The organism is Nocardia amamiensis NBRC 102102 (genome assembly GCF_001612745.1).
Lineage (GTDB): Bacteria > Actinomycetota > Actinomycetes > Mycobacteriales > Mycobacteriaceae > Nocardia > Nocardia amamiensis.
The window spans coordinates 72,893-91,145 of sequence record NZ_BDBA01000019.1; the positions used below are offsets into that span (position 1 = coordinate 72,893).

The 18,253-nt window shown below is 66.0% G+C and carries 14 protein-coding genes; 6 read left to right on the top strand and 8 right to left on the bottom strand.

Translation table 11 applies throughout. The annotated features are described in order from the left end of the window. Position 1 precedes the first annotated feature (1 nt). Genes NA4_RS05455 through NA4_RS41900 form a run of 3 tightly spaced genes read right to left on the bottom strand, consistent with a single transcriptional unit; the run spans position 2 to position 3,474 of the window. The gene (locus NA4_RS05455) at positions 2-1,519 is read right to left on the bottom strand and encodes an ABC transporter substrate-binding protein (protein WP_169810980.1); all 1,518 of its coding nucleotides are present in this window, start codon (positions 1,517-1,519) and stop codon (positions 2-4) included. A 36-nt stretch (positions 1,520-1,555) separates the two neighbouring features. Then, complete coding sequence (locus NA4_RS42065; RefSeq protein WP_067464809.1) at positions 1,556-2,515, bottom strand: oligopeptide/dipeptide ABC transporter ATP-binding protein; 960 nt, start codon at positions 2,513-2,515, stop codon at positions 1,556-1,558. Further along, the gene (locus tag NA4_RS41900) at positions 2,515-3,474 is read right to left on the bottom strand and encodes an ABC transporter ATP-binding protein (RefSeq protein ID WP_067464812.1); all 960 of its coding nucleotides are present in this window, start codon (positions 3,472-3,474) and stop codon (positions 2,515-2,517) included. The genes NA4_RS42065 and NA4_RS41900 overlap by 1 nt, the downstream gene beginning before the upstream one ends. 492 nt (positions 3,475-3,966) lie before the next feature. On the opposite strand from NA4_RS41900, the gene NA4_RS05470 reads away from it, so the two are divergent. Further along, the gene (locus NA4_RS05470; protein WP_067464815.1) at positions 3,967-4,272 is read left to right on the top strand and encodes a hypothetical protein; all 306 of its coding nucleotides are present in this window, start codon (positions 3,967-3,969) and stop codon (positions 4,270-4,272) included. Between the two features lie 76 nt (positions 4,273-4,348). On the opposite strand, the gene NA4_RS05475 is transcribed toward NA4_RS05470, so the two are convergent. Beyond that, complete coding sequence (locus NA4_RS05475; protein ID WP_067464890.1) at positions 4,349-5,542, bottom strand: PucR family transcriptional regulator; 1,194 nt, start codon at positions 5,540-5,542, stop codon at positions 4,349-4,351. A 281-nt stretch (positions 5,543-5,823) separates the two neighbouring features. On the opposite strand from NA4_RS05475, the gene NA4_RS05480 reads away from it, so the two are divergent. From NA4_RS05480 to NA4_RS05490, 3 genes are all read left to right on the top strand, one after another. After that, complete coding sequence (locus NA4_RS05480; protein ID WP_067464819.1) at positions 5,824-7,530, top strand: aldehyde dehydrogenase family protein; 1,707 nt, start codon at positions 5,824-5,826, stop codon at positions 7,528-7,530. 117 nt (positions 7,531-7,647) lie between these two features. Next, positions 7,648-9,309, top strand: a complete 1,662-nt coding sequence (locus tag NA4_RS05485; protein WP_067464893.1) for a fatty acid--CoA ligase — start codon at positions 7,648-7,650, stop codon at positions 9,307-9,309. A 188-nt stretch (positions 9,310-9,497) separates the two neighbouring features. After that, positions 9,498-10,988 carry a glyceraldehyde-3-phosphate dehydrogenase gene (locus NA4_RS05490; RefSeq protein ID WP_067464896.1) on the top strand — a complete coding sequence of 497 codons (1,491 nt, stop codon included), beginning with the start codon at positions 9,498-9,500 and terminating at the stop codon, positions 10,986-10,988. A gap of 218 nt (positions 10,989-11,206) precedes the next feature. On the opposite strand, the gene NA4_RS05495 is transcribed toward NA4_RS05490, so the two are convergent. Continuing rightward, positions 11,207-11,671 (bottom strand): hypothetical protein, encoded by a 465-nt coding sequence (locus NA4_RS05495; RefSeq protein WP_157128826.1) that lies wholly within the window; start codon positions 11,669-11,671, stop codon positions 11,207-11,209. 692 nt (positions 11,672-12,363) lie between these two features. Here NA4_RS05495 and NA4_RS05500 point away from each other — a divergent pair. Further along, positions 12,364-13,275, top strand: a complete 912-nt coding sequence (locus tag NA4_RS05500; RefSeq protein ID WP_067464824.1) for a D-alanyl-D-alanine carboxypeptidase family protein — start codon at positions 12,364-12,366, stop codon at positions 13,273-13,275. 194 nt (positions 13,276-13,469) lie between these two features. Here the strand turns inward: NA4_RS05500 and NA4_RS05505 are convergent, their stop codons facing one another. Together NA4_RS05505 and NA4_RS05510 are read right to left on the bottom strand one after the other, a co-directional pair. Beyond that, the gene (locus NA4_RS05505; RefSeq protein ID WP_067464899.1) at positions 13,470-14,417 is read right to left on the bottom strand and encodes a sigma-70 family RNA polymerase sigma factor; all 948 of its coding nucleotides are present in this window, start codon (positions 14,415-14,417) and stop codon (positions 13,470-13,472) included. Positions 14,418-14,427: 10 nt separating this feature from the next. Beyond that, positions 14,428-15,618, bottom strand: coding sequence for an NAD(P)/FAD-dependent oxidoreductase (locus tag NA4_RS05510; RefSeq protein WP_067464827.1), 1,191 nt, complete (start codon positions 15,616-15,618; stop codon positions 14,428-14,430). Between the two features lie 454 nt (positions 15,619-16,072). Between NA4_RS05510 and NA4_RS05520 the strand changes: the two genes are divergently transcribed. Next, entirely contained in the window at positions 16,073-16,966 is an 894-nt protein-coding gene (locus NA4_RS05520; RefSeq protein ID WP_245671121.1) for a helix-turn-helix transcriptional regulator, read from the top strand. 141 nt (positions 16,967-17,107) lie between these two features. Here the strand turns inward: NA4_RS05520 and NA4_RS05525 are convergent, their stop codons facing one another. Next, positions 17,108-18,214, bottom strand: a complete 1,107-nt coding sequence (locus NA4_RS05525; RefSeq protein WP_067464905.1) for a helix-turn-helix transcriptional regulator — start codon at positions 18,212-18,214, stop codon at positions 17,108-17,110. Positions 18,215-18,253 lie beyond the last annotated feature (39 nt).

The window sequence follows — 18,253 nt, forward strand, 5'->3', positions numbered from 1 at the left end:
TTCATGACACGGCCAGATGTGCCAGTTCGGGCGTACCGTTGAGTGGGGGGACGAAGCCATGGACCCGGTCGGTATAGGCGCTCACGGCCGGCGCGTGGAAGATCGGAATGAACTCGGCTCGCTGGATAAGGATCTGGTTGATCTGCTTCACGACCGTCAGTTGCTCGGCCTCGGAGTAGGTGTCGTTCAGCTGCGCGATCAACTTGGCGATCTCGGGGTTGGGTTCCGCATTCTGCCGGAAGTACGATGTCGATCCGAGCAATGAGTTGTAGTTCAGCGGGGCCGACCACTGCGAGGGCCATCCGACGCTGAATACCTCGGCGCCGTTGTGCGCGACGAACTGCGATATGGCCTGGGGACCAGGGACATTGTTGAAATTGACCTCGATTCCGACCTTCTTCCATTGCTCGGCGACCAGCACCGCTACGGTGGAGAAGGGAGGCGCGGCAACGGATATACCGCGGATCAGCACACCGTTGGGAAAGCCCGCTTCGGCGAGCAATTGCCGAGCCTTGGCCGGGTCGTACGGCCAGGCGTTGTCCGCCGCGTCGTCGTGAAATGTAGCGCCCGGCGGGTACACCGACCATGCAGGTATTCCGGTATCGCTGTTGAGCACAGCCTTGGCAATGGCCTTGCGATCCAAAGCGTATTCCATCGCCAACCGTAGTTTGGGATTGTTGACGGGGGTGTTCTTGGTGTTGATCATGATCGCTGTAAAGCCGAGCTGCGGAGTACGTTCCACCGTGATGTTCGGGAGACGCTCGAGTCCCGCAGTCGCGGATTCGCTCACCCCGTACGCGAAGTCGGCGGCGCCGGATGTGAGCGCGTTCGTCATCGCCGTGTCGCTGCTGATGATCTTTATGTTGATACCCGCGGCTATGGGGCCCGGTCCGCTCACCGGCCGGTAACCCGCGAACCTGGTGAAGGAGTACTCGCTGTTGGGTACCGCGCGAGCGAATTGATACGGCCCGGCGCCGACCGGGTGGTTCGCGAAGTCGTTACCATACTGACGTAATGCGGTCGGGGAGGCTACGAAACCCAAGCGGCTGCTCAGATAGCCAGGCATTCCGGACGTCGGGCTGCTCAGCTTGATGGACAGGGTGTCCGGAGACTCGACATCGATGCTCTTGATGGAGGGAACCGACACGAGCCCGGTGGCGAGGCAGTGCTCCATACTTACCTTGACGGCTTGCGCGTCAACGGGAGTGCCGTCGTGAAAGGTCGAGCCCGAGCGGAGTTTCACCATAAAGGTCAGTTTGTCCGGACCGACGAAATCCCACGAGGAGGCCAGCCCCGGCTCAGGTTTCAGAGTCTTCGGATCGATATCGATGAGTGGGGCATAGATCAGTTTCAGATAGGTCAGGTCATAGCCGGAGTTTCCGGCACACGGATCGAGCGAGCTCGGTGTTTGCGGAGTGGCGACATCAACCGCCGCATCGGGGTCTGCGGGCGCGGGTGACGAGCCACCACTACACCCGCTCAGTACGAGTGTGGCGGCCATGAACGCGCTGGCGGTCAATTTTCGGATCATGCTGGTTCTACTTCCTGATCGGTGTCACAACGAGCCGGCCTGCCATGCATCGGCGGCTCGGTCGCGGAAATGGCATGCAGTCGAGTGATCATCCACATCGCTCATCAGAACGGGCGCGGCTTCCGCGCAGCGCTCGGACGCCAACGGGCATCGGGTGCGAAATCGACAGCCGGACGGCGGTTTGCCACGCTCGGAAATCTCCCCTTGAAGGAGAATTCGGCGTCGGTCACGACGTGCGAGCGTCAGTCTGGGTACGGCTGCGAGCAACGCCTGCGTGTACGGATGTGCGGGAGACTTCAGAATCGCTTCCGTCGAACCGATCTCCACCAGCTGCCCCATGTACATGACGCCGACCCGACCCGCGATCTTGGCTACCGAACTCAGGTCGTGGGAGATGAACAGGTAGGTCAATCCATGCTCGTCCCGCAATTCGGCGAGAAGCCGGAGAACATCGGATTGCAGCGACATGTCCAACGACGCGACCGGCTCGTCGCACAGAATCAGGTCCGCGCGGGATGCGATGGCGCGGGCAATGGTCACGCGCTGCCGCTGTCCTCCGGAGAGCTGAGCCGGCCTTCGATCCGCGAGATCGTCGCCGAGCCCAACGCGTCGTAGGAGCTCGACAGCGGTCGATCGCAGTGATCGCGGAATGCGCAGCCGCTCGGGCGCCATGACTTCGGCGACGCACTGCCAGACCGAGAGACGCGGATTGAGGGCGGAGCGCGGATCTTGAAAGATCACGTGCGACGATCCGCCGGCGCGCCGATGCCCCGGTGACGCACGGCGAATCGTTCCGGCAGCAGGCTTTACGAGTCCGGCCAGTGCATGAGCCAACGACGACTTCCCGGATCCGGACTCTCCGATAATGGCGAGCGTCTCGCCTTTGGCGAGAGAGAAGCTGACATCGTCGACGGCGAGCAGCCGATCGGCACCGCGACGGTACTCCACGACCAAGTTGCGGACTTCGAGCAGGCTCTCGACCATCAAGCCACCAACCCATCGAGGTCCAGTTCGGAACCGCGCAGGCAGCGCGTCGCCGATCGGCCGGCGAAGACCAGCTCGGGATGTGTAGTGCGACAACGATCGACCGCGTAGACACAGCGCGGTTGATAGGCGCATCCCTCGCGGTTGGGAGCCAGCTCGCGTGCCGGCGCGGACTTGTCGGTCCGCATTTCGAGTGCGGTTGCCTGCAACAGATTCTGCGAGTAGGGGTGAGCCGGGCTGTGCAGCAGGTCGTCTCGCGTTGCGATGTTGACGACCTCACCCGCGTACATGGTGACGACGCGGTCACACAGATCGGCGACCACACCGAGGTCGTGACTGATGAGCAGGATCGACAGTCCGTCTTCGTCGGCGAGCATACGAAGCAGTTCGATGATCTGCGCTTGAATGGTGACATCGAGGGCGGTGGTCGGTTCATCGGCGATCAGAAGCCTCGGGCCGCAGGCCAGCGCCATGGCGATCATCACCCTTTGGCACATGCCACCGGACAGCTCGTGCGGGAAGGCATGGAGCAACCGATCGGGACCGGGCAGGCCGACTCTTCCGAGCAGCTCGACTGCCCGGGCTGAAGCTTGACGCCGGGTGATCCGCTGATGTGCCCGGAGCACATGGGAGATCTGCCGGCCGATGGTCAGCACGGGATTCAGCGAGGACCTGGGTTCTTGAAAGATCATGCTGAGATCACGGCCCCGCACAGCCCGCAGCCTGTCCGGAGATGCGCGCAGAAGGTCGTCGCCATCGAAGACGATACGGCCTGCGACCTCTGCTCCTGGCGGGTAGAGGCCGAGGATCCCTAGGCCGGTGAGGGTCTTCCCGCTTCCGCTCTCGCCGACCAGGCCGACAACCTCGCCTGCGTCGAGTTCGAAACCGACCTCGCGAAGAAGCCGGCCCGCAGCCGGAATCCTGAGCGACAGATCTTCCACAATCAGGAGTGGGGCCATGCGGGTTCCCTCAATCGTGATGTCCTGGTTCGGATTCGAGCTCCGACCATGTTGTGCGGCTATTCGCCGAACTAATTGAAACTGAACTCAACCTCAAATTGTGATCTACGTCAAGTCCCGGTCCGGAATCGATATCACGGCCGTCCTCCTGCGCTGGTGAAGCGCCCCGGCAGCCGAAAAGAGTTGGGAGAAACACCCGCCCGATGCCGCAGACCTTGGCTATGCCGGCTCCAACGATCTGGCCTCGTCGGCCCGACCGTGGTATAGCGGTCCTTGCAGCACGACAGTCCGCCGGCGGCCGGGCGCAGTATCTGGATGATCACTGCAATCGGCATTCCGCATCCGGCCTAGCCACCCCCCGCGTAGTGTTCCTCCCGTAGTGTGCACGTTCTCTCCTGAGCAACCACGCAGTTTCTGCTGGCTACCGCTCGGACGGCCCGTCCGGGACGGTTACCGATTCAGACCGCACGGAACCAGGACAAGGAGATCGTCATGAAAGCCACACGCCTCGTTCGTCTGGGACTTCCCCCGTTCTTCGCCGCCGCGGCGGCGCTGTTGTTCTGCCCACCGACCGTCTCCGCGCAGGAGGTGTGGAGCTACACCTGCTCGTCCCATTCGCCGGTGTGGGAAGGCAGGGTGACCGCTATGGAGTGCACGGCGTCGAACGGTGCGCCGGAGAGCGGAGAGATCACCCAGCCGTTCCTTGTGAACGGCGTCGAGGTCATGAGCTGCTCGTCCGGATGGGCTCACCTGCCTGACTTGATGGGCAAGGAATGCGCAGCGGCGCCGATGCAATAGCTGATCGACTGCGTCGGCCAGTGGGCCTTGTCGATTCCGGCAAGGCCCATTCGCTTCCCGCTACCGCCTTCTCGATTCAGGCCGGATCGGGACCGATCAGCCGGGTCGCGCGGAGCGCGAGGTAGAGCTCGGCTGCCGATTTCGGGTCCGCGCAACGGCGGCCGGTGAGCGTCTCGATTCGGCGCAGCCGATAGTGGACGGTGTTGCGGTGGTAGTGCAACCGTTGGGCGACTTCGGTATTGGAGCCGCCGCAGTCGAACCACAGCTCGAGGGTGTCGAGCAGGGTGTCGCGGTCCTCGGGCGGAAGCTGCAGGACCGGGCCGAGGATGTCGTCGGCGAGTTCGCGGGAGGCGCCGGGCGCGTTGGCGAGTACGAGGGGGATGGGCGTGCTGCCGTAGGTGGTGACGGCCGGTGTGCCCGGTCGGGAGCAACGTCCGGCGAGCTCGGCTTCCCGCAGTGCGCTGTCGGCCGCGCCGGGAGTCGGAAAGATGCGGCTGACTCCCACCCGTCCGGTTGCGGATTGGCGCAGCTGACTCAGTACCCGCTCATGGGCTCGTGCGGTGGCCAGGTTCAGCAGCCCGACCCGGGCGGCGGGTTCGGTGAGCCAGACCGAGTGGACGAAGTCGGCGCGTAGTCGGCTCTCGATTCCCGGCAGGGGTTCGGCCGCCTCCGGTCCGGCCTCCGCATGGACGACGACGAAGGCGCCGAGCGGCGGCAACTGCAGCGCTCGCGCGATTTCGCGGTGCGTCCGATCGTCGGCTCCGCCGTCGAATAGGCTGCGCAGCATGCTCTCGCGTTCCAGGTCGTCGCGGCGGGCGCGTTCGGCGAGATAGTCGCCGTAGGCGTCGGCCGCGGTGCTGGAGAAGTCGTCTATGACTCGCCACATTTCGGAGCCCAGCTGTGGCAGGGCGTCGCTGCTCGTGGCGGCGGCCGCCGTCAGGGAGCGTTCCCACAGGAGCCGGCCGGCCAATCGATAAGCGTGCAGCACAGCGGCGAGGGGGACACCGAGCTCGGCCTTGAGCCGCCCGACCGCGGCGGCCGGGTGTAGTCGCCGTCCGGTGCTGCCCGCCAGTTGACCGAGTACCGCGACGAGGTTGTCGCGCACGACGGTGCGCAGCTGCAGTTCGGTGAGTGCCGTCGACTCCGCGTAGGCGTGGTCGCCGGTGCGGATGCGTCCGACGAGCTCGTCGGACAGCTCGTCGACGTCGACGAGCAGGGTGCGGGCTACCGCCGCTGAGCCGTTCACCGGCGGCTCGATCAGCGCTGTCATGAGTGCGATGGTAGCGCCGGCCGTCATTGCCCACTGTGCTGGAGCACAATGCCGCGGAGGCGATCGGCAAACCGGGGCACATGGTGGACGTGCGCCGCGCCCCCGCAGTATCGACACCGAGAGAGTGACCGGGGCCATAGTGGCCCGGGTTTGCGCGTCGCCTACGCCTCGGTCATGCCCACTGTCGTCCGCGGCAACACCAACGCACCAACGATCATGATCGGCGAGAAGGCCGCCGCGATGATCATCGAAGACGCCGACTCGGAAGGAAACCCCCGGCAGTGAACACGACCATCACGACCGCCATCGACACCGCACTCGCCGCGCTGCGGCAAGGAGAGATCGACTGGGGCAGAACGTCACTGGCACAACGGCGCGAGTTGCTCGAGCAGATCCACGCGAACACCGCCGCGCACGCCGAGCAATGGGTCGAGGTCGCGGCGAGCATCAAACAATTGCCCGCGGACTCTCCGCTGCTGGGTGAGGAATGGTCCAGCGGACCCTATTCGCTGCTCACCGGCGTCGCCGCGCTCATCGAATCGGTGTCGGCACTCGAGCAAGGCCGCAGCCCGGTCGACGGATTCGACATCCATCCCGCGCCCGGCGGGCGAACCGCCGTCGAAGTCTTTCCCGGCGAAATATTCGAGACCCTGCTGCTCAACGGCTTTCGCGCAGAGGTGTGGACCAAGCCGGGGGTGGATGCGGCCACCGTGCGGGCCCGCGCCGGACTCGGCCAGCGCACGCCCCACGAAACCGGCGGCATCGGAGTCGTGCTCGGTGCCGGGAACATCTTCTCGATCGCACCGTTGGACGTGCTGTACCAACTGTTCGCCGACAACCGTGTCGTGGCCTTGAAGCTCAACCCGATCACCGATCGGATGCAGCCGGTGCTGGAGCAGATCTTCGCCCCGGCGATCGAACGCGGATTCGTGCGAATCCTGACCGGCGGCGCCGAGATGGGCGGCGCGCTGGTGCACCATCCCGACGTCGACGCCGTCCATATGACCGGTAGTTCGGTGACCCACGATGCCATTGTGTTCGGCCCCGGTCCCGACGGCGCGAAGCGTAAGGCCGCGAACGACCCGTTGCTGCGCAAGCCGATAACCAGTGAACTCGGCGGCGTCTCGCCCACGATCGTCATCCCTGGCCGGTGGTCGGACGCGGACCTGCGGTTCCAGGCCGAGCACCTGGTCACCCAGCGGCTGCACAACAACGGCTACAACTGCATCGCCTCTCAGGTCGCGGTCATCAGCGCGGACTGGCCGCAGAAGCAACAGTTCCTTGCCGAGTTGCGTGCGGCGTTCGACCGGGCTCCGGCGCGCGCCGACTATTACCCGGGTTCTGCGGATCGCGTGGCCGCGGCCCGCCGTCACTACCGCCATGCCGAGCCGCTGGGCTCCGGGGGCGAACGCACCCTGATCACCGGCATCCAGCCGGAGAATTCCGAAGACGCGCTGCACACCGAGTATTTCGCGCCGGTATACGGCGTGCTGGAACTGCCCGGTGACGCAAGCGAATTCCTGGCGCGTGCGGTCGAGGTGTCCAACGACGAGTTCGAAGGAACCCTGGGTATCAATATCATCGCCCACCCGCACACGATCCGGAGTCTCGGCGCCGAATTCGAATCCGCGATCGAACAATTGCGTTACGGCACCATCGCCGTCAATGCCTGGACTGCGGTGGGCTACCTGACTGCCAGGGCCACCTGGGGCGCCTTCCCCGGGCACACGTTGTCCGACATCCAGAGCGGCATCGGCGTGGTGCACAACGCACTGTTGATCGACGAACCCGAGCGCACGGTTCTGCGCGGACCGTTCCGGCCCGCACCGCGATCGCTGCTGCGCGGTGAGTGGAGCCTCTCGCCGAAGCCGCCGTGGTTTGTCACCAACCGCACCGCCGCCACCACGATGCGGCGGCTGACCACCTTCGCGAAGAAGCCCGGTGCCGCCGCCTTGCCGGGAATTTTCGCCTCCGCGCTGCGCGGCTGACCGCGCAGCGACGAGCCGGATCGGGCCACCGCACCCGCGCCCGGCCACCACCACGGCTACCTGCCCGAGCAAGCCCCGAGGAAGACCACGATGAGTTTCGACCATTACGACCTGCCGATGCCGAGCACCATGCAGGATGAACCATTGTCCCTGGCCACCCTGCTGCGATACGCCAGCACAGTGCACGCGGACGCGACCGTACGCACCTGGACCGGCACCGAATGCCGGGTGATGACCTACCGTGAGCTCGGTAATCAGGCGGCCCGCCTGGCACACGCCCTGACCGCGCTCGGTGTGCGGCCGGGCGACCGCGTCGGCACCTTCATGTGGAACAACAACGAACACCTGGTCGCCTACTGTGCCGTCCCGGCCATGGGCGCGGTGCTGCACACGATCAACATCCGGCTGTTCCCCGACCAGATCGCCTACGTGGCCGACCACGCCGAGGACACGGTCGCCATCGTCGACGGCACGCTGGCCGCGGCCTTCGCGGAGGTCTTGCCGAAGCTGAGCACGGTCCGGCACGTGATCGTCGCCAACGGCAGCGCCGCCGAGTTCATCGCGCCCGACAGTGTCGAGGTGCACGACCTCGACGCACTGACCGCCGGTTGTCCGAGCAGCTTCGACTATCCGGTGCTCGACGAACGCTCGGCCGCGGCAATGTGTTACACGTCCGGCACCACCGGGCAGCCGAAGGGCGTCGTCTACTCTCACCGCTCCAACTGGCTGCATTCGATGCACGCGTGCACTGCCGACGGGATGAGCATCAGCTCCGCCGACCGACTCCTGGCGATCGTGCCCATGTTCCATGCCAACGCCTGGGGGCTGCCGTACGCGGCCCTGATGGCGGGCGCGTCTCTGATCATGCCGGACCGGTTCCTGCAGCCGGCACCACTGCTGGAACTGCTGGAAGCCGAACGCCCCACGTTCGCCGCCGCGGTTCCGACGGTGTGGAACGGCGTGCTCGCCGCACTCGAGGGTTCCACCCGGGACTTCGGCTACCTTCGATCGGTCGTGGTCGGCGGGTCGGCCGTTCCGGCGCAACTGATGCGGGCCTTCGAAGATCGGCACAATGTCCGCATCATCCAGGCCTGGGGAATGACCGAAACATCACCGCTTGGCTGCGTCGCCTGGCCACCATCCGGGACCGACAGCGAGGAGGCGTTCGCCTATCGGATCAGCCAGGGCCGTTTCCCCGCCTCCGTCCAGGCACGGCTGGTCGGCGACGACGGCGCCGCGCTCCCGCACGACGGCCGGGCGGTCGGGGAGCTCGAGGTGCGGGGGCCATGGATCACCGGCTCCTACTATTCGCCGGATGCGACGGCGGTCGGCGTGGATTCGTTCGACAATGGCTGGCTGCGGACCGGCGACGTCGGCATCATCACCCCCGACGGCTACCTCACCCTCGTCGACCGCGCCAAGGACATCATCAAATCCGGCGGCGAATGGATATCGTCGGTGGACCTCGAGAACACCATCATCGCCCACCCGGACATCGCCGAGGCAGCGGTTTTCGGTGTGCCCGACGAGAAATGGGACGAGCGCCCGGTCGTCGCGGTCGCACTGCGCGCCGGCGCCACCGCCGACGCCGAGGACCTGCGTTCCTTCCTCGCCGACCGGGTCGCGAAATGGCAAGTGCCCGAACGCTGGACCTTCCTGCCCGAGGTACCCAAGACCAGCGTCGGCAAGTTCGACAAGAAGACTCTGCGCGCCCGGTACGCCGCCGGCGAGTACGACATCATCCTGTCGAGCGGGCCGGGCGATTCGAAGGGGGTGTGATCGTCCGAGTACTGGAGTTGTCAGCGCACCCGTCGTCCAACCTCATCGCGCGAACCAGGCGCTGAAGAGGTCGCAGTGGGTCCGGTCACCCCCTGGCGACCTCACCAGTGGGTATCCGGCCTCGGTGATATCGCGCCGCTCACTAGCATCAATGCGGCGAACAAATCGAGGATATCCGAGGACCTGTGTTGACTACCGAACAACTTGACCGCTGGAATGCCCAGGAAGCCGCCGCTGAGGCGATGATTCCCATCATCGGCACGTTGTATCGGCGCAAGGGCGTGACGATCCTGCTGCACAGCCGGTCGCTGGTGAACAAGTCGGTGATCAGCATCCTGCGGACGCACCGCTTCGCAAGGCAGATCCAGGGCGAAGAGTTGTCGGTGGACGAGACCCTTCCTTTCCTGCAAGTGCTCAGCGAGCTGGATCTGGGGCCCTGCAAGATCGATCTCGGCCAGTTGGTCAGGACCTATCGCGCCGACGGTCGCGGACTGTCGATCCGCGAGTTCACCGCGGCGGTGCTGGCCGAGGTGACCAACGGCAACAAGGCTCGGTCACCAGGCCCCAGGGATGTGGTTCTCTATGGCTTCGGCCGCATCGGTCGTCTGGTCGCGCGCCTGCTGATCGAGAAGGCCGGATCCGGAAACGGGCTGAACCTGCGTGCCGTGGTGGTGCGCAAAGGAGGCGACGACGATCTCGCCAAGCGTGCGTCGTTGCTTCGCAGGGATTCGGTGCACGGCCACTTCAACGGCACGATCAAGGTCGATTCCGGCAATGACACGATCACCGCGAATGGGAACGTGATCAAGTTCATCTACAGCGATGACCCGACGACGATCGACTACACCGCTTACGGGATCAAGGACGCGATCCTGATCGACAACACCGGTAGGTGGCGTGACCGTGACGGGCTGTCGCAGCATCTGCGCCCCGGCATCGCGAAGGTCGTTCTCACCGCGCCCGGCAAGGGCGACATTCCGAACATCGTGCACGGCGTCAACCACCGCGCCCTGGACCTCTCACAGCAGATCTTCTCGTGCGCCTCGTGCACCACCAACGCGATTGTTCCACCGCTCAAAGCCATGGATGACGAGTACGGCATCATCCGCGGGCACGTGGAGACGGTTCACTCGTTCACCAATGACCAGAACCTCCTGGACAACTACCACAAGGCAGACCGTCGCGGTCGGTCCGCGCCGTTCAATCTCGTGCTCACCGAAACCGGTGCCGCGTCCGCGGTCGCGAAGGCGATGCCGGATTTCAAGGCCAAGATCACCGGCAACTCGATTCGTGTTCCCACCCCCGACGTATCGGTCGCGATCCTGAACCTGCAGCTCGAGCGGAAGACGACGAAGAGCGAAGTGCTCACGTACCTGCGTCAGGTTTCGCTCGCCGGGCCGTTGAGCCGAAACCTCGATTACACAGCCGCCACGGACGTGGTCTCCAGCGATTTCATCGGATCGCGCGCAGCGTCGATCATCGATGCCAACGCCACGATCATCGAGGATGACACCGCGATCCTGTATGTCTGGTACGACAACGAATTCGGCTACTCGTGCCAGGTGGTGCGGACGGTGCAGTACATCTCGGGTATCGAGTATCCGACCTATCCGCAGGTCGGCACCCCGCTGGACCACGCCGCCGACACTCGCGTGCTGACTGCGACCGACGCGCGGTAACTCGCTCAGCCGTACGCAGCCGAAGTTCGGTCGGCACCCCGGCGCTCGAAGCCCCTGCTCTGGCAGGGGCTTCGACCACTCAACTCTGCGAATCATCCAAAGCGGGGGGAGTCCTGGGACCTTGCTCAGGCCGGGCTAGCCGAGTGCGGCGTCGCCGGTTCGGGCCGCGCAGCCAGGCCTGGGGCGCGCCCTGCAGCAGCGATTCTCGGCCAGAGGGTTCAGACGAGCCGGTCGAGGATGGCTGCCAGTTCGCGAGATCGGAGTATGACACCGACGTGGCCGGCCGACAGCGTGTGGATATCGAACCGATTGTCCGGAGTGAGGCGATCGGCATCGTCGATCATTTTCGTGACCAGGGCAGGCGAGATGACGTTGTCCCGGGTGAGGCGGACGTAGCTGCGGGGTATTCGTCCCCACGTCTCGGCCCGAACCCGGGCGTCGGCGAACTGGGTGTGGGCCCCGTCCTCGGGCTGCATGGCGAAGTTGAGCACCGGGAGCATCTGTTCCAGGCCGGCCTCGGGCATGTTGATCATCCGGAAATCCTCGAGGGCTTCGATGTCAGCCGAACGCAGATTGAAACGGATGATGCCCGCAGGCACCGCATCCAACCCCAGAAACAGCGAATGGTCCGGGTTCGGGGTCGGGACGTCCTGCGTGGCCTCAGGGGTCTGACTCAGAGCCATGGCGCTGGGGGCCTCCGGGGTGGAGGGACAGAACGCGGAGAGGTAGACGATCCGGTGGAAGCGATCGGACTCCTGGACCAAGGACTGCGCGCCGGGGCCGGATCTACTCTGCGGCGCGGGCCGGGCACCTCATGCTCAGAACCGCCTCGACGCCACATGCTTATGGCAGCCGCGCGCGGGTGGACCGGCCGGTTGCGGGCCGACTTGGAGCGAACCAACCTCTGAAGCTGTAACAGCGACTTAGAGTTATCCGCTATGGGAGGTAGGCATCGGAAAGTCCGCGAGCACGGCCGCGTATTGGCTGTGCTGGTCTGACTGGGCAGATGGCTCGGGTGCAGCCGAACTGGCGGGACCCACACAAGCCCCGTAGGGGCCCCGAGGGGGTGGAGGGTGCCCACCCCCTCGGGTGGGTGGGACGCCCGCGGGGGGTGGGCACCTCACCCAGCACGGACCGTAACGGATTCCCGGGTCAGCCATGACATGATTCGACTCCGGTCGCGATGAAGGCGCTCCGGAACAGCGTTGTGCCACGGCCGATCTGCGGCAAGGCCCGTGACCCAGGCAGGTATTGTTCGGAAGCGCTTGGCTCAGAGCATCCTGGATTAGCCGATTGCATGCTGTCGCCGAGCGGCGCGGAAATCAGGTCCGCGAAATCCCGCTGTTGGACGGGGTCGAACGGCAGAATGTGGCCAATGCGGACATTTGCCAGATTGTTGCAGGCTGCCGTAGCCGGGGTGCTGGTCGTGTCAGCCGGTCATGGCGTCACGGCCGCCCCCGCTGCGAGCGACGCCCATATTCAGCTGCCCTGGCCGACTCCTGAGCCGGACGGAGTGCAGGCGCCGGGAGCAGCGCTCGCAGAAGGAATCACCGGCACGCTGCTGTGGTCGCGACAGCCGAACACCCCGGTCCCGATAGCCAGCATCACGAAGGTGATGACGGCACTGGTCGTGATCAACGCCGGCGACCTCGACCGGACTATTACCGTGCCGCAAGAAATCATCGCCTACTGCACCAAGTACAACGGAAGCACCGCAGGCCTGGTGCCCGGCGAGGTGCTCACCGCGCGACAACTGCTCTATGCGATGCTGCTTCCGTCAGGCTGTGACGCCGCATATACCCTTGCCGAGGCCCACGGGCCCGGCCAAGACGGCTTCATCGCCAAAATGAACGACACCGCCCGTCACATGGACCTGGCCGGAACGCATTTCACCGATCCCAGCGGACTACCCGCCCCCACCGACCACTCCACATACTCCACACCCGCGGACTTGGTGGCCCTCGGCCTGCGCGCGATGAGCCTGCCCGTGTTCCGCGACATCGTCAGCTCACCGAGCTATCGCCTGCCCGCCGGACCGGACAATCGCGATCACCTTTGGAAGACCACAAATCTGCTGCTGCGCGATTACCCCGGCACAATCGGCATCAAAACCGGATGGACCGACGCCGCGGGAACCTGCCTGCTGTTCGAGACGGTCAGGGCAGGAATACCGCTGATCGGTGTGGTTCTGCACAGCTCACCCCACAGCGACGTCGCCGCAAAAGACGACGCCGAGCGCATGCTGAACTGGGCTTACCACCCGATCCTGAGCCTGCTGCCGAGCTAGCGCTGAACGCGGCAGCCTGCCTGCGGACCCCGGGACGCGCGGCTCCGCAGTCGGCGGAGCCGCCGGGTCGACTACGACCTTTGCTGCATTAGCTTGTCGCAGAGCCAGATTCACGACAAGGACCGGATCGCGCGTGACCAATGGTTCGACGGGCACTTGACGGACGAACGTGAGATCGAGTGTCGGACAGCCGCTTACCACGATTCGATCAGCGGGACATCATGCTCCTGCCGCTGCCATTCCTCCGTGAGTCGACCGAGTCGGCGCGGGGCGGCGATGCCGCGCAAGCGTGCGATCCTGTCGTCACGGATCTCCAGGATCACGACGCCAACGACCCGGTCGTCGAGCGTGGCGAGCATGGCCGGGCATCCGTTGACCACGGCGGCATGGATCGAGGGCGAGCCACCGGCGAGTCTCCGCTTGGCCGGAGACGGTTTGAAGCCGGCCCGCACCGCGCTGGCGATCCGCTCCGGGGTCGAGTACCGGATCAGTTTCTCGGCCAGCCCCAGCCCCAGCCCGGCGCCGTCGGAGATGCTGGTCGCGTCGTCGGTCAACAACGCAACCAGCCGTTCGGTCCGGCCCGAGGAGGCGGCATCGACGAACGCCTCGACGATTCGACGCGCGGAGGCATGGTCGATATCACTGCCGTTACCGACGGCGGCGATTCGACGCCGGGCTCGGTGGGTGTGTTGCTGACTCCCGGCCTCGGTGATACCGAGAATCTCGGCTATCTCGGCGTGGCTGTACGCGAAGGCCTCGCGCAGCACGTAAACAGCCCGTTCGACCGGCGACAAACGCTCCATGAGCGTCAGCACCGCCAGGGTCACCGATTCGCGCTGCTCGACGGTGTCGGCCGGGCCCAGCATCGGGTCGCCGTCGAGGAGCGGTTCGGGCATCCAGGCGCCGACCGCGCGTTCGCGCCGCACCTTCGCCGAACGGAGCCGGTCGAGCGCCAGGTTGGTGACGATCTTGGTCAGCCATGCCTCGGGCACCTCGACGTACTCCCGGTCGGCGGCCTGCCACCGCAGGAACGCGTCCTGCACCGTGTCCTCCGCGTCGGCCGCCGAGCCGAGCAGGCGGTAGGCGAGCGAGGCAAGCCGATTCCGGCTGGCCTCGAAACGCGCCACGGTGGCAGTGTCCATGAACACGACCCTATGCGGCGAGCACGGCATGCGGGTGCTGTCGGGTCGTGGCCAAGCGGTATTTGTGACTCGGCATTCCGAACGTCGGGTGGCTCAGGGCCCAGGCGGCAGTGTCGAGGATTGCCGACTTGACGCGCGCGGCCGTCCGGCCACGGAGGGCGTACGACTTCGATCGCACGTCACCGTCGACCAGCTGGAAGATTGCGTCCTGGCGGCCGAGGCTGATGTGGTTGCCGACATACGACATCGAGATGGTCGAGATCTTGCGCCCGGTCCGGTCCCCGATGATCGCGGCCGTCGCCTGCTTGCTGGTGGATCCCGCGGAAGCGCAGGACATCGGCAACGGCCGACCGTTCTCGCCGATGACGAAGGCGCTGTCACCGGCAACGTAGATATCCGGGTGCGAGACCGATCGCATTTCACGGTCGACCGTGATCTGGCCGTTGGGTTCCACCCGGAGGCCGCTGGCGGCGGCAATCGGGTGGACGGCGAAGCCTGCGGCCCACACGGTCGCGTCGGAGGCGAAAGCGGTGCCGTCGGCGGCGACCGCCGCCGCCTCCTCGACGCGCTCGATGGTGGAGTGCTCGTGGATCGTGATACCGAACCGGTCGAAGGCACGCAGCAGGTGTCGGCGGGCCTTCGTACCCAGCCAGCCGCCCAGTTCGCCGCTGGTGGCGAGGCTGACCCGGAGTCTCGGACGGGATTCGGCGATCTCCGTGGCGGCCTCGATCGCGGTCAGGTTGCCGCCGATTACCAGCACCTTCCCGTCCTCGCCCAGCTCATCCAGACGTGCGCGCAGGCGCAGCGCGGACGGCCGGGCGGCCACATGGAAGGCGTGCTCGTCGACGCCCGGAACGCCGTGGTCGGCGGCGGAGCTGCCGAGCGCGTAGAGGAGGGTGTCGTATTCGAGCTGGTCGATGCCCTCGCCGTCGGCGACCGTGACAGTCCGGTGCTCGGCGTCGATGGTGGTTACCCGCCCCACTCGGAGCCGGATGCCGGTGCCGGCGAACACCTCGGCCAGCGGCCGGTGGCGGAGAACCTGCCCGGCGGCGAGCTGATGCAGGCGCAGCCGCTCGACGAAATCGGCTTCGGCATTGACGACGGTGATCTCGAAGTCGTCGGAGTGGAGTTGGCGGGCCAGGTATCCGGCGGAGAAGGCTCCGGCGTATCCGGCCCCGAGGACGACGATGCGGTGCTTCATGGTTCGCTCCTGTCTGGTTCGCGTGCTCCCTGAACGAGACAGCCCCCGAATTCCTGACAGCACTGACCAGTGACGTGGATCACCCTTGGGGCTCGCTCGGCGGCCGGACTCCATTCCGATCCGACCTGGAACCCACACGCCGACGGGTTTCGACGTGCTACTTCAAACCGTCCAGCGCCTTGCGGGCTTGGTTCTCGGCGATTGTGGCGAGCTCGTCCCGGTCCTGCCGCTGCCGGTCCGCGGTGGGTACGGTGGCCGGCCGTATCCCGGACCAGGTGGGCCGTACCCAGTAGCCGGCTGACCGGGCGTGGCCCGGGCGCAGGCGTGTGCCGACCCGAGTCCGGGACGCCTCAGCCGGCGACTGGCGGATCGGTTTGTCGCACAGCAGGATCGGCGCTTTCCGGCGCCGGCCGATTGGTGACTCCCGAGGTGGGGCGGGCGCACATCCGAGTGGATGCACGCCCGCCGCAGAGCGATCTACGACCTCGGCGCCCCTGATTGCCACGTCGAGCCGATCGCCGCGATGGTCAGGGCGGCCATCGCGGTGATCGGCGGGGCGGGAGCATCCGGTAGCCGTCGGCGCCGGTGGAACATCAGCCGGCTCGGCCGAGGCTTCCTCCACGTGCTCCGATACGGTGAGATGGAAGTGACGCACCGAGGCGCCAGCGGTCGGCTGGAAAAGCGACAGATAGATAAGCCCAGCCTGCTGTTCTACCCACGCCCGCTGGAACACGCCTTCCACAACGCACCCACCGAGGACTCCGACTTCGCCTGCGCGACACTCGACTTCGACGGCGGCCCGACCCATCCGCTGGTACGCACGCTCCCTCCGGTGATCGTGCTCCCGCTGGACGCCGTCGGCACCCTCGAACCAGCGCTCGATCTGCTGTTCGCCGAGATCGACAATGTGCGGTGTGGCCGAAAAGTGCTGGCCGATCGGCTCTTCGAAGTCGTCCTCATCCAGCTTTTCCGCTGGATTCTCGACCACGCCGACGAGCTTGCGCTGCCCACCGGGCTGCTGACCGGGCTCTGCGATGAAAGCCTCGCCCGTGCACTCGTCGCCATCCACGAGTCGCCTGGGCGGCCCTGGACGCTCGCCACGATGGCGCGCGAAGCTCGGATGTCCCGCAGTTCCTTCGCCGCCCGGTTCAAAGAGATGGTGGGGCATCCCCCCGCCGAGTACCTGACCGGGTGGAGGATCACGGTCGCCCAGGACCGGCTTCGCGCCGGCGCCTCAGTTGCTCGCACGGCCGCAGAACTCGGGTACGCCACCCCTCCAGCGTTCTCGCGGGCGTTCACGCAAAGAGTGGGTTGCTCACCCCGCGCATGGTTGGCGACTGCCCGCTGAGTCAGCCGCAGGCGTACGCTCCGCCATCCCACAGTCGGCGATGAATCACTGTCTTGCAACGCCATACATCTGTTGTGCTGCGGCCGTGGCGATGTGGCTTGATCACCCGCTACTTCCGGGGCGTTTTGACCCCGCTGTTTGCTACGGATAGCGGACGCGGGCGCTTTCGGGCGCCACGAACGGCTCGTAGTGCTCGGTGTAGAGCTTTGCGACCAGCTCGCCCCGACTCGCTACGGCAACCTTCTCGAAAATCGCCTTCACATGGTCTCGGATCGTGTGCGGCGACAGGAACAATCGGCTCGCGATCTCGGCGGTGGACAGCCCACGCGCGATCAGTTCGGTCACTTCGCGCTCCCGGGGTGTCAGCTCATAGGCGGCGACAACCAGCGTGGCGATCTCCGACACCGGTGCGGGTCCGATCGTCATCGCGGTCATCTCCTCGGTGTCATCGGCACCGCGCAGGCACGAGGCATGACATACCAGCCACCCGCCGGTGAGCGCGCGCAGTCGAATTCGGGCGTTCCCACCCGTCTCGCGCGCACGACCGACGGTGCTACGAATCCACACTGGCAGGGGCAAATCGATACCGGACGGCGTCGCCGCGCGAGGGCCCGGCGGCATATCGGCGAGGAAGCGGCGGGCCTCGTCATTGATCGACGTCAGATTTCCCACACGGTCGAAAAGCAGCATTCCCGGCGTATCGGAGGGCCGTCGCGGCGGCTCCGTGGACTGGGCGTACGAGCGCAGCCGCTGCGCCATCGGACTCGACAACGAGCCGACCACTGCCATCTCCTCGGCCCGGAACGGCGCTCGACCGCGCTCGCGGAACAGACTCAGTTGTCCCCAAGGCCTGCCATCGACCCGGAACACGGCACGTAGTTCGTCGTCGAAGCCTCGTGGCCGCATGAAGTCTCGGTACAGCGGGCTCGACAGCAGACGATCACCGGTGGTCTCCCGCAACCCGGCAACCGGCACCGGAGACTTCGTCAAATGCCGAAAAGGATTGACGGCATCGGCGAGGAATTCCGATTCCCAGTAGATGCCGCACCCACCCTGCTGGAGGTTTTCGATCCGCACCGGCGCCGCGGTCAACCCGTTGATCGGATCAGTGGCAACCCAGACGGCCGCGTCGAAGGGTGCGACGCGGCGCAGGCGGTCCGACGTCACGGCGAACAGGCTCGCCGCGTCGGGCGCTGTGGCGATTCCCGCCAGGAGACCGTCCGACGGCGCACTGGCCGACCTGCTCATGCCCGCCATGATTCCCGCGCACGAGGAGTCGTACAACCC

Coding starts and splice junctions, on each gene's coding strand:
- NA4_RS05500 (WP_067464824.1), top strand. CDS start 12,364: ATGCGGACATTTGCCAGATTGTTGCAGGCTGCCGTAGCCGGGGTGCTG.
- NA4_RS05520 (WP_245671121.1), top strand. CDS start 16,073: ATGCACGCCCGCCGCAGAGCGATCTACGACCTCGGCGCCCCTGATTGC.
- NA4_RS05470 (WP_067464815.1), top strand. CDS start 3,967: ATGAAAGCCACACGCCTCGTTCGTCTGGGACTTCCCCCGTTCTTCGCC.
- NA4_RS05510 (WP_067464827.1), bottom strand. CDS start 15,618: ATGAAGCACCGCATCGTCGTCCTCGGGGCCGGATACGCCGGAGCCTTC.
- NA4_RS05505 (WP_067464899.1), bottom strand. CDS start 14,417: ATGGACACTGCCACCGTGGCGCGTTTCGAGGCCAGCCGGAATCGGCTT.
- NA4_RS05475 (WP_067464890.1), bottom strand. CDS start 5,542: ATGACAGCGCTGATCGAGCCGCCGGTGAACGGCTCAGCGGCGGTAGCC.
- NA4_RS05525 (WP_067464905.1), bottom strand. CDS start 18,214: ATGAGCAGGTCGGCCAGTGCGCCGTCGGACGGTCTCCTGGCGGGAATC.
- NA4_RS05495 (WP_157128826.1), bottom strand. CDS start 11,671: ATGGCTCTGAGTCAGACCCCTGAGGCCACGCAGGACGTCCCGACCCCG.
- NA4_RS42065 (WP_067464809.1), bottom strand. CDS start 2,515: ATGGTCGAGAGCCTGCTCGAAGTCCGCAACTTGGTCGTGGAGTACCGT.
- NA4_RS05485 (WP_067464893.1), top strand. CDS start 7,648: ATGCCGAGCACCATGCAGGATGAACCATTGTCCCTGGCCACCCTGCTG.
- NA4_RS41900 (WP_067464812.1), bottom strand. CDS start 3,474: ATGGCCCCACTCCTGATTGTGGAAGATCTGTCGCTCAGGATTCCGGCT.